The following is a 13,872-nucleotide window of genomic DNA, read 5'->3' as shown; positions in this document are numbered from 1 at the left end:
GATACAAATCATTCTATCTATATCTTATGCGAATAAACCATAAGAGACAAACCCTTTTCAAATTTTAAAACGGCTGTCTTACAAACCAGTAAAACAACCGCCTCCCATGTTACTCTTAGCTAAAAATTCCTTTTATTTTCCCAACAACGATATCCGTTCCGAACTTCGTCATTTCATAAGCTACACTTGCTACTGCCATCCCAATTCCTTCTACAACATTAAAACTTCTTAAACGTTCTAACTGTTGTTGTTTTTCTGAGGCCGAAAACGAGCTACCCAAAATTTCTGATTCAGCACCTGTACTTTCTGTCCCTGTCATATGAGCTATTTGTTCATATGACAATTGCTGATAACCTTTCATACTTTTCAAACCATGATTAGCAAGTGCCACTCCTGCTATCATCATAAGTAAACATAAAGCCACACTACATATACACAAAAGCGTAAAGCGACTCAAACGATAATCATCTGTTCCCCTCAATGTGTATATGCTCCCGTATTATCTTGATCAATTTGATGATGCAGCGCCGCATTTAAACCACTCGCTATTACATTCGCCATATCCTCAATAAAAGTATCTACTTCTTTTGGGGTTACCATTAAATTATGACCAAGAGGAGATAGCACTTCATAAATCAGCCTTCTTTTTTCTTCTTCTTCCAACGTACCAACAGCACCTAAAAACATATTTCTGCTCTTTTCATCCGGCATATCTTCTTCTGTTAATTTTTTCTTTTCTCCAAATGAAAATCCCGCTGGTAACAAAGATCGTGAAGGTTTATTTCCTTCTTTCATCTCTCGGCCGAAATGTTTCAAAATAAAATCAATCGTATCACTTGTAATCGAAACAGCATCGACCACAGTCGGAACACCAATTGCGATAACAGGGATACCCAATGTGTCTTTACTTAGTTCTTTACGTTTATTCCCAACCCCCGATCCAGGATGGATTCCAGTATCAGAAATTTGTATCGTGCTATTTACTCGTTCAATAGAACGGGCAGCTAATGCATCAATTGCAATTACAAAGTCCGGGTTCGTCTTCTCAATAATCCCATAAATAACATCGCTCGTTTCGATCCCTGTAATTCCCATTACCCCCGGCCGAATTGCACTAACAGGCCTAAACCCTTCTTCTACACTTTCAGGCTGTAATTGAAACAAATGTCTCGTTACTAATACATTTTCTACAACTATCGGTCCAAGAGCATCTGGTGTTACATTCCAATTCCCAAGACCTACAATTAAACAGCTTGCTTCTTTTGTAACTCCAACCTCTTCTAAGAAACAAGAAAATTCTTTTGCAAAAATACGCTCCACTTTTTGTTGAAGTTCTGTATCTTGCTGACGTATCCCTTGTACTTCAAGCGTTAAATAATTTCCAGGCTTTTTACCCATCGCTTCAGAGGCAGCTTCATCAATTGTTACTTTTGTAATTATAGTCCCCTCTTCTTCTCTCTCTTTTACAATAACTCCCTGTATCCCTTTTTGTTCTTCTTGGCTTTCTTGCAACATTTGATGAGCTTCTACAGCAAGGTCAGTTCTAATGCTATATTTACTTAAATCTAATGGTTCTTTCATCGTATCTCCTCCGTAATTCATAGTAAATATCGTTAGATTTCCCAAAGTTATATAAGGTCATTCTTTCCTTTACGTGAAATTTCATGGATATACTATTGCAATTCTCTTCACCGTTTGATAGAATATCACTTGTTCTATGTAAGAATCGAGTCATTCGATTGCACCAGGGAGGTGAAAAGTATGGCAAACATCAAATCTGCTATCAAACGCGCTAAACTTAGCGAAGAGCGTCGTGCACATAACGCTTCTATCAAGTCTGACATGCGTTCTGCTGTTAAAACTGTAGAAGCTTTAGTTACTAATAACGATCTTGAAAATGCTAAAGAAGCTTTCAAAACTGCTTCTAAAAAACTTGACAAAGCAGCTCGTAAAGGTCTTATCCACCAAAACGCTGCAGCTCGTCAAAAATCTCGCTTAGCGAAACAAGTAAACGCGTAAGGCGTTTAAAAAACGATCCATTTGGATCGTTTTTTTATATACAAAAAAGTTCATGTACTTAGTACATGAACTTTTTTGTGTCATCACATATGATTTAATCGCATTAAGAAAAACTCGAGCACAAGTTTCTTATCCATCTTTCCCGTCTTCATACTATAATCAGCTTCCGCTAATTCTATAATCACTTTTTTTAATTCTTCAAAAGAGAAAAACTTCGTTTGATTCATTGCCAACTTCACGCGATACGGATGTACACCAATATGAGACGCAATTTGATTTTGTCCATAACCACGTTGCTGTAGCTCTTTCACTTGATACAACAAGCGGAATTGACTCACTAATAACGCAAGCAATTTAATCGGCTCTTCCTGCTGCGTAAATAATCCATCCAAAATTTGCATTGCACCTGCAATATCTTTTTTCACCACTTTTTCTGTCAAAGCGAATACATTTTGCTCAACGGATTTTGGCACAAGCTCTGCAACAAGTTTCGTCGTAATTTCTCCACCCATACCAACGTATAACGTTAACTTGTCCATTTCCTTCGCCAACATTGTTACATTACTTCCCACAAGCTCTAGCAACAAACTAACAGCCGCGTTATCAATATGCACATGCACTTCATCTGCACGAGCAACAATCCATTTCTGAACATCCTGTATTTGCATCGCATTTGCTTCTACTACATCTGCTGTTTTCTTTAATAGTTTTGTAATTTTTTTTCGCTCATCAAGTTTTTCGTAAGGCGCAACAAAAACAAGAATAGAAAATGGAGAAGGTTCACCAATGTATTCTTCTAAAATTTTTATATTTTGCTCTAACTTTTCTTTTTGCGAAGTCAAAAATAACGGTGATTTTATTAACAGTACTTTCCGTTCTCCGAAGAAAGGAAGCGTACGCGCATCCTCAACCACATCTTCTAAATACGCTTCTTCTAAATCGTATGTCACAACATTAAACTCTCGATCTTCTTCTTCAAGTGCTTCTGTCGTAATAAGCTTTATCGTTTCATTTATAAAAAAAGCTTCCGTTCCATATAGTAAATATAACGGAGCAAACTGTTTCTTTTTAATTTTTTTATGTATATCACTCATACTTTTTCCTACTCCCTAACTTGGCAATATATATTTATACTAATGCCCTAGCTTTTGTTTTACAAGTACAAAGGAACAGGCTTTATAACCCGTCCCTTTATTTATATTAAACGCCACGCAATAAGCCCCGGGTTTCTTATTGGTGTGCGGTAATCACCTTCCCTTTATTATTCGCAATAAAAATTTGAGTATAAGTGCCAACTGTTAACATGCTTGGAAACGAAAAACTCACATTACTTCATGATTTAAAAGTAGCAAAAAAGCTCGTTTTCTCTTCATATGGAAATTGTAGATTTTTTTCTGACAATATTTTATACTAAAGTGGAATGTTGGGGAGGGATTCTAAATGAATGATTTTGAACAAAACGTTCAAAGTAAACGCAATGACGCTATTGATTCAGGGGTAGGATTTATCGTCTCATTTGGTTTTTTCGCAACACTTTTCATCATTGCAACTGTTATTAAATTTATCGGTTCTTAAAGACTGCCACTTCATGGCAGTCTTCTCTTTTTCATCTATTATGTGTTTTATCATATGTGATTTTACTTTTAAAGGTTCCATTTTCCCCTTTAAAAACATAGGAAATAGCACCTTGCTTGTCCGTGCGCCATATCGCACTCCCCATCTTCTCAAAACGCTCTATCACTTCTTTATGCGGGTGTCCATACCTATTCTGCTTACCAACAGATATAATCGCTACACGAGGCTGTATGACGTTCAAAAAAGGCTCTATAGATGACGTATTACTCCCATGATGAGCAACTTTTAAAACATCCACTTGTAAATCTGGATATGCCTCTACTAAAATCTTTTCCCCTTCTTCTTCCAAATCGCCTGTAAATAGCCACTTCAACCCTCCAAATTTTGCCCATATTACAATTGAAGCATTATTTTCGCTTTTTTCTTTTCCTTTTGGAGCTAAAACGAAAAATTCCGCTTCATTTACACTCCAACTCTCCCCTTCCCCCACTTCAGTTATTTTCATTTCCTTTTCTAATGCCCGTTTCTTGACTACTTTTTCTAATACTGCATCTTTTCCCTTTCGGCCAAATACCACTTCTTTTACAGGTATATATGATAATAATTCTTGCGCAGCACCTATATGATCTGCATCTCCATGCGTTACGATTAATTTATCAATTGTTTTAATACCTTCTTTTTGTAAAAAGGGTATTAAAACATCATTTCCAACAGAAAATTCATGCTTTTTTTGTTGCCATTCTTCCTTATTTACACGAAGCGTTCCACCTGTATCAATAAGATAAATCCCTTTATCATACGGAAGGCGAATTAATATTGCATCACCTTGTCCAACATCAATAAATGTTACACTTCCGCTGCCTCTAAAATATGGATATATATAATGACATGTGTTAATAAAAAGAAATACACTCGCAACTATACAAACTATTTTTTTCGGCGCTCTCCGTTCCCAAACCATCAATATACTGACAATACTGGCGCAATATACAGCTACAAGATTGAAGGGCGTTTCCCCGAAGATAAGCTGGGTAAATGGTAAACTTTCACAATAACTTAGAAAATCATTAGACATACTCAAGCCTATTGATAATACATCGGCAAATCCTTTTGCGAGAAACGGGACAATTGGCATACACAGTAAAATAATAATGCTACATGGTAATACAATGATAGATAAAAACGGAACGTATAAGAGATTGAGGAGAATGCTATATGGAGAAAAATAACCAAAGTGATATAACAAAATCGGAGTACTAACGAGCTGTGAAATGATAGAAATATAAATAGAATTTCGGATTATTCCGTTGCTACTCTCTAACAATAACGGAGCAGACAAAAGTAAAGCGAAGCTACCTACAAAAGAAAACTGAAATCCAATATTAAAAACAAGATAAGGGTCATATATAAGCATGCATATAGCTGTTACACTTAAAGCATCTAAACTAGATAAACGAATCGAGCACATAAAAGCAATCAACATCAAAACTCCTGTTATAGAAGCTCTTATAACAGAGGGTGACGCCCCTGCTAAAACCATATACAAAGGAATACAAACGATAAGGCAAATTGTTGCTACCTCCCTTGTCACACCGCTTCTTAGCAAAATAAAATATACTATCACCATTAACATTACAATGTGCGAACCTGAAATTGCTAACAAATGTACAAGACCAAATTGTTGATATTGCTCTTCCACTTCAAACGTCATTTGTTGTCTATCACCAAATAGTAACGCATTCATAAAAGCACCTGATTGCTCTGGAAACATTTCTGTAACTTTCGAGATTGCTTGTTGCCTCAAAAGAAGAATCCATTGCGTGAGCGACAGTGATGTTTTATAGCATTCAGAAATATATGTAGCCTCAAATGTGAAATGAATATGTTGTTTGTATAAATAATCACGGTAATTAAAACCATGAAAATTCCGAGCTGTTTCCGGTTCTTTCCTCTCACCCTCGAATACACATGATATCCCTGCGTATAATTGTTGCATTTTTTTCTTTTCCAAGACTGATTTGATTCTATAACTTAACTGCACTATATTTTTATTCTGATCTTCAAATTGAAAAGATAGGCGATCCCCATTAACAAGCGGTGCATTTTGTATAACCCCTCTTGTAACTCCATAGGACTCCCCTAGAGGCTTATTCCACGTTTGAACACAGGAAGTGTATATGGCGCTACTAAAGCACGCTACAATACAAAAAATGAAGGTTTTACGCGAAGTGCGATATAAACAGAAGAAAACATTTAAAAAGAGGCAAAAAACTATCAATAAAAGTGACGAGGAAAAGGCAATTGCAATCCCTATTATAAACGAGATTGCAACATACCCCCATTGTTCCTGCAACTTATACTCACTCCTTATAGCATCATTTTTGCTTTCGTGAATACATGCTGTAATTCTTCCATTGATAAATTATCTTTTTCTAAAGACGCAAATAATTCTTTCAACTCTGTATAACGTTTTTGCTCCTCTAATGCAGCAATATCATATTCTAGCGGAACGTGCTTCACTGTTACGTTCGCTTGTTCAAATAACTCTATGGCGTATGGATGATTTTTATAATCCTGCGCATAATAAACCGCTGTAATACCACTTTGAATAATTGCCTTACAACATTGTAAACAAGGGAAATGCGTAACGTAAATTTCTGCTTCCTCTGTTTTCGCACCAAACTTGGCACATTGTAATAAAGCATTCATTTCGGCATGAATTGTCCGAACACAATGATTATCGATTACGTAACAACCATCATCTATACAATGTACGCCACCTTTAATTGAACCATTATACCCACCAGCAATAATTCGTTTATCGCGAACGATCGTCGCTCCTACCGCAAGCCTTGTACATGTACTACGCAAAGATAGTAGATGGCTTTGCGTCATAAAATATTGATCCCATGAAATTCGTTCCATATTTTTCACCTACTTTTTTGTCTACTTGTAGTGTAGCGAAAGAAGAAAAACTTCGTCAATCTTTTACGGAATAATAATTTGATCTTTTATCTTTTCAAGAGACTTCGCACCAATCCCATCAATCTCTAATAAATCTTCTATTTTCTGAAACGGACCATGTTCTTCTCGATATTTCAAAATACTTTCTGCCTTTCGAGAGCCAATCCCTGTAATTTTTTCTAGTTGTTCTTTCGCCGCTGTATTTATTCGAATCTTACCATCTTCCTTAGAAGAAGTAAGCACCCCTTGTTCTGACTCATTTTTACTCGGTATATAAAGAAGCATTTGATCTTGTACAATTTGTGCTAAATTCACTTTTTTCATATCTACTTCTGATAAAAAACCACCAGCCTTTTGAACCGCATCCTTTACGCGATCTCCTTCCTTCATTTCATATACCCCTTCTTTACTGACCGCTCCTTTCACATCAATTATAATTGTTCTTTTCTGTTCCTTTGTATCCGATATTTTCGGTTTACCCTTTTTTTCTATCTCCTTCTCTTGTACATTCATTGTAATAGGCATTCGTTCTACACTCTGATTCGTTTTCCAAAAAACAAGAAAAAGTAAAGTTCCAATAATAGCTACTAAACCTAACCACTTTTTCGGAAAATCCCACATCATTTTACACCTCTAATCATAAATTTATAACATCATTCATATTGTTTAGGAGAAAGCTGTTACGAAGGAGGGATGAAACTTTGAACATAGGAATTATAGGGACAGGAAACATGGGGAATATACTAATCGATGCATTTTTAGAAACCCGTGCTGTCAAACCTTCGTGCCTTACAATCATTAATCGGACGCCTGCAAAAGCATATCATATAAAAGAAAAATACCCTTCTGTTCATATAGCAAAAACAATCCCGGAAGTAATCGAACAATCACAACTTATTTTTATTTGTGTCAAGCCGATAGATATATACCCTATCCTAAAAAAATACGCTGAACATTTTTCTGATGAAACGTGCTTAGTTTCTATTACAAGTCCAATATCTCCATCACAATTAGAGACTCTCGTACCTTGCCACGTCGCGCGTATCATTCCAAGTATCACAAATCGCGCGCTCTCTGGCGCCTCACTATTTACATTTGGAGATAATTGCTCTGAAGAATGGCAACAAAAACTACTTCGTCTATTCAAAAACATTTCTACACCTCTTGTAATAAAAGAAGATATAACGCGCGTTTCATCTGATATAGCAAGTTGCGGTCCTGCTTTCTTTAGTTATTTACTACAATGCTTCATTAACGCTGCTGTAGATAAAACAAATATTACACACGAAGAGGCTACTACTTTAGTAAGTGAAATGGTCGTGGGGATGGGGAAATTACTTGAAAAAGAAATCTTCACATTACCTACCTTACAAGAAAAGGTTTGCGTGAAAGGCGGCGTTACTGGGGAAGGCATTCGGGTTTTAGAAGAGCACGTTGGAGATATGTTCCATAAGTTAATCGAGCGAACACATGAAAAATTTGATGAAGATTTAGAATGCGTTGATCAGCAATTCAATAAACACACATAATAAATACGTCATTTTCATTCCAAATCCTTTTTATAAATACTTACTTTTTTACAATACATTTTCACTTCAACTACTATTCCCACACTTTACGCATACAATCTTCAGATTATGCTAGAACTAAAAATACATTTTCTTTATAAAACAAAAGCAACCTTCTCGGTTGCTTTTGTTTTATCCGTTTTTCTTCGCCATGAAGAAAATACGCTCTGTTTGTTCTGTAACTTCAAGTCGCTCAAAATCACCTGTTACACGAAGCACTGTAAAACCTGCTTCTTCAAGCCATTTCGTTAACTCTTCCACTTGATATGCACGTTGCACGTGACATTCGTCAAACCGATGGTACACATCTTCTTCCGGATCTTGAACAAAGAATGTTAAATCATGCTCTACACTATTTGATTCTTCACCAGGGAAGCAATTCCAAATAAGAGATATTTCTTCTCCATTCACTGTATACGTTTCATTTTGAAATACATGATGTATTTTATATAAAGAATGTACATCAAATAAAAACAAACCATCTTGACGTAAATGATGAAATACTCTTCTAAATGTTTCTTGTACTCCATCTTCTTGCAATACATAATTTAATGAATCACAAAAGATGGTTACACAATCAAACTCACCTGGAACATCAAGCTCTCGCATGTCTTGTTGATAAAAAGGAATAAAGTATCCCTCTCCTCCTAGTTTTTGCTGAGCGACTGTTAACATTTCTTCTGAAAGATCGACACCTATTAAATCGTAACCCTTTTGCACAAGCGGCAGGGTTACATTACCTGTACCGCATGCTACATCAAGAATTTTTGCCTCTTTCATATCTGCCTGCTGTAAACTTTCCTCTGTAAATTCCACCCATTTATCATAAGGGACATCATTCATTAGTTCGTCGTACAACAATGCAAATTGTTCGTATTTCATTGGCCTAACTCTTCTGTAATATCTTCACGTGGCACATCGCCCCATAGACGCTCTAAATTATAGTGATTACGCTCATCTTTATGGAATATATGAGCAACTACATCTCCAAGATCAACTAATACCCAACGCGCTTCGTCAAACCCTTCCATACGTTGTACGTCGATTTGGAACTCATGTGCTTTTGATTTAATTTCACGTGCAATTGCTTGCACTTGTTTATCTGAATTTCCGTGACAAATAATGAAATAATCTGCAATTGGTGAAATACCTTGCATATTTAGGACAACCATATCTTCTGCTCTCTTATCATCAGCTGCTTTTGCCGCTAATACTAATAATTCTTTATCGTTCATTTACTCATTTCCTCCTTGATAACTGCATTGTATGTTTGGAATGTTAATGGATAAATCGTCTGATCTTTTTCCATTAAAAATTGAATTGTTCTCTTTAACGCAAATAATAGGGCTTGATTTATATCCGTATATGCGAGTTTACGAGCCTCTTCCACTCCTGGAAACTTTCGCCCAGGTTCAATGTAATCAGCTACATAAATCACTTTATCTAACATCGTCATATTCTCATGACCACTTGTATGATATGTAATAGCTTGCAAAATTTCAGAATCCGTAATGCCTACTTCTTTTTCTACTAAGTATGCCCCAACAGGTGCATGCCATAACTCTTTGTTATAGCAAAGTAAATCTTTCGGCAAATCTTCACGTTTAATAATCTCTTCCATTTCTGAAATTGCTCTACATTTCGCATAATCATGGAATATAGCTGCCATCTCTGCTTTTTTCTCGTCCACACCGTATAACTTAGCAAGCTCAATCGCTGTCTCCATTACACCAACTGTGTGTATATAACGTTTTTCATGCATTTGTTGTTTGACAATATGCAGTGCATTCTCACGATTCATACAACCCATTCCTCTCGATATATACCTGTACTTTTTCAGGAAGTAAATATTTACACGTTTTCTTCTCTTTATATCTCTCACGTAATAAGGATGAAGAAACTGCAAATTCCGGAATTTCCACTGTAGTAATCTTATATGGTGTATGCAATGTATACCCAGGTCTTGCAACTCCAACAAACGTTACAAGATTAAGTAAAGCTTCAATGTTATACCACTTCGGTAAATATTCAACCATATCCCCACCAATAATAAAGTGAAACTGCACATCCGGATACTTCTTCGTCAATTGTAACATAGTGTCATACGTATAAGATGGGCCCTTCCTACTTAGCTCTTCTAAACAAATAGAAAAGTGTTCTTCTGCCTCAGTCGCGAGCTCTAACATATGTAAACGACTTTCTACACTTGTAATATTCCGCCCTTGTTTATGTGGCGGAATCTGGTTTGGCAAGAACCATACTTCTTCCAAGTTCAAAGCGTGATATACTTCATTTGCAATTAGCAAATGTCCATAGTGAGGCGGATCAAATGTACCGCCAATGATGCCAATTTTCCTCAAAAGAAACGCCCCTTCCTTTTATATACAGCAACTCTCCTCGGTTAGGAATGAAGAGAGTTGCTATTAATAAAAGTTCAATTGGTTTCGCTCTCTACATCATTACGCATCAGCGATAAAAATAGCCCATGCTAATCTTTTTATCGAGGAAGCTTAATTTGTTTATTTTCTCTTGATTCTTTGTATAAAACGATTGTGCTTCCAATTACTTGAACGATTTCAGCACGTGCACCTTTTGCAAGTTCTTCCGCAACCTCACGGCGATCAAATTCACAGTTTTGTAATACACTTACTTTAAATAACTCACGAGCTTCTAAAGTATCTGCAATTTGTTTAATCATATTTTCATTTACTCCGCCTTTTCCTACTTGAAAAATTGGTGTTAAATGATGTGCTTGTGCACGTAAAAATCTTTTTTGTTTTCCTGTTAACATATATGTTAGCCTCCAAGCTTTTCTATAACTAATTGTTTCATTCTCTCGATATTTGGCGTGCGTCCTGTCCACATTTCAAATGCAAGTGCTCCTTGATAAACAAACATATCAATACCATTTTGAATGATTGCACCTTGCTCTTTTGCCTCACATAAAATTTTCGTTTGAAATGGATTATAAATTATATCTGATACAATCGTTCCCTTTTTTAACGAACAAATTTGTAATGGCGTATATTCTACGTGCGGATGCATACCTATCGTTGTCGTCTGAATGATAATATCATAATTTCCTTGTTCTTCTGTCGCTTTTTCTAACGACAAAGCAACAGAATTAACATCGGTCGTACGTGCAGCAATAAGTTCCTTCGCCTTATTTACTGTACGATTGGCTACATCAATCTCTTTTACACCTACATCAGCAAGAGAAAAATAAATAGCTCGGCTAGCACCACCTGAACCAAGTAACAAAATACGTTTCCCTTGAAGTGGTTCATTACTAATTGACTGCAGCGCTCGAACAAAACCAATCCCGTCTGTGTTATAGCCAATTAATCTTCCATCCTTATGAACCACTGTATTTACTGCACCGATTTTCCTTGCCAATGGGTCAATCTCATCCAAATACTCCATAATAGCAACCTTGTGCGGAGTTGTTACATTAAATCCTGAAATACCTAATGCTTTTAAACCTCTTACTGCTTCCCCTAGCAATTCCTCTTCAACAAGGAACGCATGATAATGGGCATCCATATTCAAGTGTTCAAATGCATCGTTATGCATAACGGGTGATAATGAATGTCCAATTGGATTTCCGATTACACCATATAATTGTTTCATAAATCCCTCTCCATATTAAATTAAAGATTTACGTAGTGAAACACTTACTCCTTTTGGTACGTGTGCAACAATTTTTGCTCCTGGTTCGTTCACAGTAACCCATCCTAATCCAGAGAATACAACATCTGTTTTAGGTTCACGAATATTAAATTCGTATTTCACTAACTCAGGCATATTTGCTAATTCTTCTGGCGTTGGTGGGCTTAGTAAATCCCCAGCATGATTTTTATATAATTCATCTGCTTTCTCAAGCTTTGTACGATGGATTGTTAAGCGATTCGAGAAGTGACAAGTAAATGCACGACGACCACCACTTACATAATCAAAACGTGCCAATCCACTAAAGAATAACGTTTGTTCTTCATTTAATTGGAATACCATCGGCTTAATTTCTTTTGTTGGTGTAATAAGCTTTAAGCTTTGCTTTCCAACATAATGAGCCATTTGGTGGTGGTTAATAATACCTGGCGTATCATATAAAGAAGACTCTTCGTCCAATGGAATATCAATTAAATCCAGTGTTGTTCCTGGGAAATGAGATGTTGTAATTACATTTTCAGTCTCATCACTAAATTCTTTAATCATACGATTAATAAATGTCGATTTCCCTACATTCGTACATCCAACAACATAAACATCTTTGCCGCCGCGATAATACTCAATAGCATCTGCTAGTTCAGCAATTCCTTGTCCCTTCGCTGCACTAATTAAAAAGACATCTTCTGGTTTTAATCCTAGCTGCTTTGCACTATAGCGCATCCAATGTTTTACTTTATCATGTTTTACTGACTTTGGAATTAAATCAGCTTTATTTCCAACAAGTAATACTTTATTATTCCCTACGAAACGATGTAAGCCAGGTAACCAGCTACCATTAAAATCAAAAATATCTACAATTTTGACTACTAATGCATCTGATTTTCCAATTCCATTTAAAATGCGTAGGAAGTCATCATCTGTTAACGATACATCTTGAATTTCATTGTAATGTTTCAAGCGAAAACAACGTTGACAAATGACTTGTTCTTTTTCTAAAGATGAGGCAGGAGCATACCCCACTTCATTTTTATTTTCTGTTTGAATTTCTACACCGCAACCAATACATTTAATTGTTTCAGTCAAACTTTATTCCTCCCAGTTAATTAAACCTTTTTTCTTCATATTTTTCATAATTCTTCGTTCAATTTTTCGATTAAAGCGCGTTACTAATCCGTCCGTTTGTGCTACCGGTACAACTAAAATTGTATGAAGGCCTACTCGGTTTCCACCAAGCACGTCAGTCAGTAACTGATCTCCAATTACTACAACTTCATCTGGCTGCAAACGCATCTCTTGTATCGCACGCTTAAATGCGCGAACAAATGGTTTACGTGCACTATGAATAAATGGAATACCTAATGGATCAGCAAAATCTTTCACACGTTGCTCATTATTATTTGAAACGACCGTTACTTGAATGCCTTGCTCTTTCATTTCCAAGAACCATTTTTCAAGTTGCGGCGTTGCATTGGGACGATCCCATTCAATTAAAGTGTTATCTAAGTCAGTAATAACGCCTTTAATCCCACGTTTTTTTAAATCTTCTGGTTGAACATGATATACATTTTTCACATATTCATTTGGTAAAAATAGTTTCAATTTCTTTCACCTCTTTGAGGATTTTTCATAAAATTTTTCGACAACATTTTTCGATATATAACCTGTGGATAAAATTGTACACATTTTCCACATTAATTTTGCAGTTAATTTGGAATTTACTAACAAACTATACACACTTTATCCACCTAGGTATGTGGATAACCACTCGTTTGTGACTGTCATATTTTTTTGGTACATTAAATGCATCAACGAATCAATCCTTATATTATTAGGAGGTGACTCACCTTGAAAACAAAACATATGGAACAGTTATCCACTGAGTTACTCACTGAGTCTTATTATAAAGCAAAAGAACTAAAATTAAATCCCGACTTCATTTTACTTATAAAACAAGAAATCATTAGACGCTCATTAGAGGACAAGCTTGTCAAATCATCTTGATTACATATAAAGTGAAAGTTTAATCAGCCCTTACCAATCAAACAGTTAAAGGATAAATTATTAGATGCCCTGTAAA

At 36.0% G+C, this 13,872-nt stretch carries 18 protein-coding genes; 4 read left to right on the top strand and 14 right to left on the bottom strand.

The features are described from left to right. Positions 1-115: 115 nt before the first annotated feature. Positions 116-481 carry a YqxA family protein gene (locus HMAS_RS02885; RefSeq protein ID WP_001215037.1) on the bottom strand — a complete coding sequence of 122 codons (366 nt, stop codon included), beginning with the start codon at positions 479-481 and terminating at the stop codon, positions 116-118. Then, a complete protein-coding gene (gpr, locus tag HMAS_RS02880) occupies positions 478-1,581 on the bottom strand; it encodes a GPR endopeptidase (protein ID WP_000662616.1) in 1,104 nt (367 codons plus the stop codon). Before gpr ends, HMAS_RS02885 begins: the two co-directional genes overlap by 4 nt. Positions 1,582-1,761: 180 nt before the next feature. On the opposite strand from gpr, the gene rpsT reads away from it, so the two are divergent. Continuing rightward, positions 1,762-2,019: a 30S ribosomal protein S20 gene (gene rpsT, locus HMAS_RS02875; protein ID WP_001274011.1), complete on the top strand. Its 258-nt coding sequence runs from the start codon at positions 1,762-1,764 to the stop codon at positions 2,017-2,019. An 83-nt stretch (positions 2,020-2,102) separates the two neighbouring features. Here rpsT and holA read toward each other — a convergent pair whose 3' ends face one another. Continuing rightward, the gene (holA, locus tag HMAS_RS02870) at positions 2,103-3,113 is read right to left on the bottom strand and encodes a DNA polymerase III subunit delta (protein ID WP_001279916.1); all 1,011 of its coding nucleotides are present in this window, start codon (positions 3,111-3,113) and stop codon (positions 2,103-2,105) included. Positions 3,114-3,459: 346 nt separating this feature from the next. Between holA and HMAS_RS02865 the strand changes: the two genes are divergently transcribed. Then, a complete protein-coding gene (locus tag HMAS_RS02865; protein ID WP_000997609.1) occupies positions 3,460-3,594 on the top strand; it encodes a YqzM family protein in 135 nt (44 codons plus the stop codon). Positions 3,595-3,625: 31 nt separating this feature from the next. Here the strand turns inward: HMAS_RS02865 and HMAS_RS02860 are convergent, their stop codons facing one another. The 3 genes from HMAS_RS02860 to HMAS_RS02850 all read right to left on the bottom strand — a co-directional run bounded on the left by HMAS_RS02860 (position 3,626) and on the right by HMAS_RS02850 (position 7,182). Continuing rightward, positions 3,626-5,947, bottom strand: a complete 2,322-nt coding sequence (locus tag HMAS_RS02860) for a DNA internalization-related competence protein ComEC/Rec2 (protein WP_116344697.1) — start codon at positions 5,945-5,947, stop codon at positions 3,626-3,628. Between the two features lie 14 nt (positions 5,948-5,961). Next, complete coding sequence (locus tag HMAS_RS02855; protein WP_000439773.1) at positions 5,962-6,519, bottom strand: ComE operon protein 2; 558 nt, start codon at positions 6,517-6,519, stop codon at positions 5,962-5,964. A gap of 63 nt (positions 6,520-6,582) precedes the next feature. After that, complete coding sequence (locus HMAS_RS02850) at positions 6,583-7,182, bottom strand: helix-hairpin-helix domain-containing protein (RefSeq protein ID WP_000989932.1); 600 nt, start codon at positions 7,180-7,182, stop codon at positions 6,583-6,585. 77 nt (positions 7,183-7,259) lie between these two features. Here HMAS_RS02850 and comER point away from each other — a divergent pair, with 77 nt between their 5' ends. Then, entirely contained in the window at positions 7,260-8,087 is an 828-nt protein-coding gene (comER, locus tag HMAS_RS02845) for a late competence protein ComER (RefSeq protein ID WP_025709771.1), read from the top strand. A 171-nt stretch (positions 8,088-8,258) separates the two neighbouring features. Here comER and HMAS_RS02840 read toward each other — a convergent pair whose 3' ends face one another. From HMAS_RS02840 to HMAS_RS02805, 8 genes are all read right to left on the bottom strand, one after another. Beyond that, the gene (locus HMAS_RS02840) at positions 8,259-9,008 is read right to left on the bottom strand and encodes a class I SAM-dependent methyltransferase (RefSeq protein ID WP_000873069.1); all 750 of its coding nucleotides are present in this window, start codon (positions 9,006-9,008) and stop codon (positions 8,259-8,261) included. Continuing rightward, positions 9,005-9,361, bottom strand: a complete 357-nt coding sequence (gene rsfS / locus HMAS_RS02835) for a ribosome silencing factor (RefSeq protein WP_025709770.1) — start codon at positions 9,359-9,361, stop codon at positions 9,005-9,007. The genes HMAS_RS02840 and rsfS overlap by 4 nt, the downstream gene beginning before the upstream one ends. Beyond that, positions 9,358-9,927: a bis(5'-nucleosyl)-tetraphosphatase (symmetrical) YqeK gene (gene yqeK / locus HMAS_RS02830; RefSeq protein ID WP_025709769.1), complete on the bottom strand. Its 570-nt coding sequence runs from the start codon at positions 9,925-9,927 to the stop codon at positions 9,358-9,360. The genes rsfS and yqeK overlap by 4 nt, the downstream gene beginning before the upstream one ends. Then, entirely contained in the window at positions 9,917-10,486 is a 570-nt protein-coding gene (gene nadD / locus HMAS_RS02825) for a nicotinate-nucleotide adenylyltransferase (RefSeq protein ID WP_001226048.1), read from the bottom strand. The genes yqeK and nadD overlap by 11 nt, the downstream gene beginning before the upstream one ends. Positions 10,487-10,623: 137 nt before the next feature. After that, complete coding sequence (yhbY, locus tag HMAS_RS02820) at positions 10,624-10,917, bottom strand: ribosome assembly RNA-binding protein YhbY (protein ID WP_000955224.1); 294 nt, start codon at positions 10,915-10,917, stop codon at positions 10,624-10,626. Positions 10,918-10,922: 5 nt separating this feature from the next. Further along, entirely contained in the window at positions 10,923-11,756 is an 834-nt protein-coding gene (gene aroE / locus HMAS_RS02815) for a shikimate dehydrogenase (protein ID WP_025709768.1), read from the bottom strand. A gap of 15 nt (positions 11,757-11,771) precedes the next feature. Next, complete coding sequence (gene yqeH, locus HMAS_RS02810) at positions 11,772-12,878, bottom strand: ribosome biogenesis GTPase YqeH (RefSeq protein ID WP_000140799.1); 1,107 nt, start codon at positions 12,876-12,878, stop codon at positions 11,772-11,774. A 3-nt stretch (positions 12,879-12,881) separates the two neighbouring features. Next, positions 12,882-13,394, bottom strand: coding sequence for a YqeG family HAD IIIA-type phosphatase (locus HMAS_RS02805; protein WP_000765314.1), 513 nt, complete (start codon positions 13,392-13,394; stop codon positions 12,882-12,884). Between the two features lie 246 nt (positions 13,395-13,640). On the opposite strand from HMAS_RS02805, the gene HMAS_RS02800 reads away from it, so the two are divergent. Continuing rightward, positions 13,641-13,796 carry a sporulation histidine kinase inhibitor Sda gene (locus tag HMAS_RS02800; protein ID WP_000850094.1) on the top strand — a complete coding sequence of 52 codons (156 nt, stop codon included), beginning with the start codon at positions 13,641-13,643 and terminating at the stop codon, positions 13,794-13,796. The last annotated feature ends 76 nt before the right edge of the window (positions 13,797-13,872 follow it).

The organism is Bacillus sp. HMA207, from assembly GCF_003402455.1.
GTDB lineage: Bacteria > Bacillota > Bacilli > Bacillales > Bacillaceae_G > Bacillus_A > Bacillus_A cereus.
This window is presented reverse-complemented; position numbering and strand designations above follow the sequence as displayed.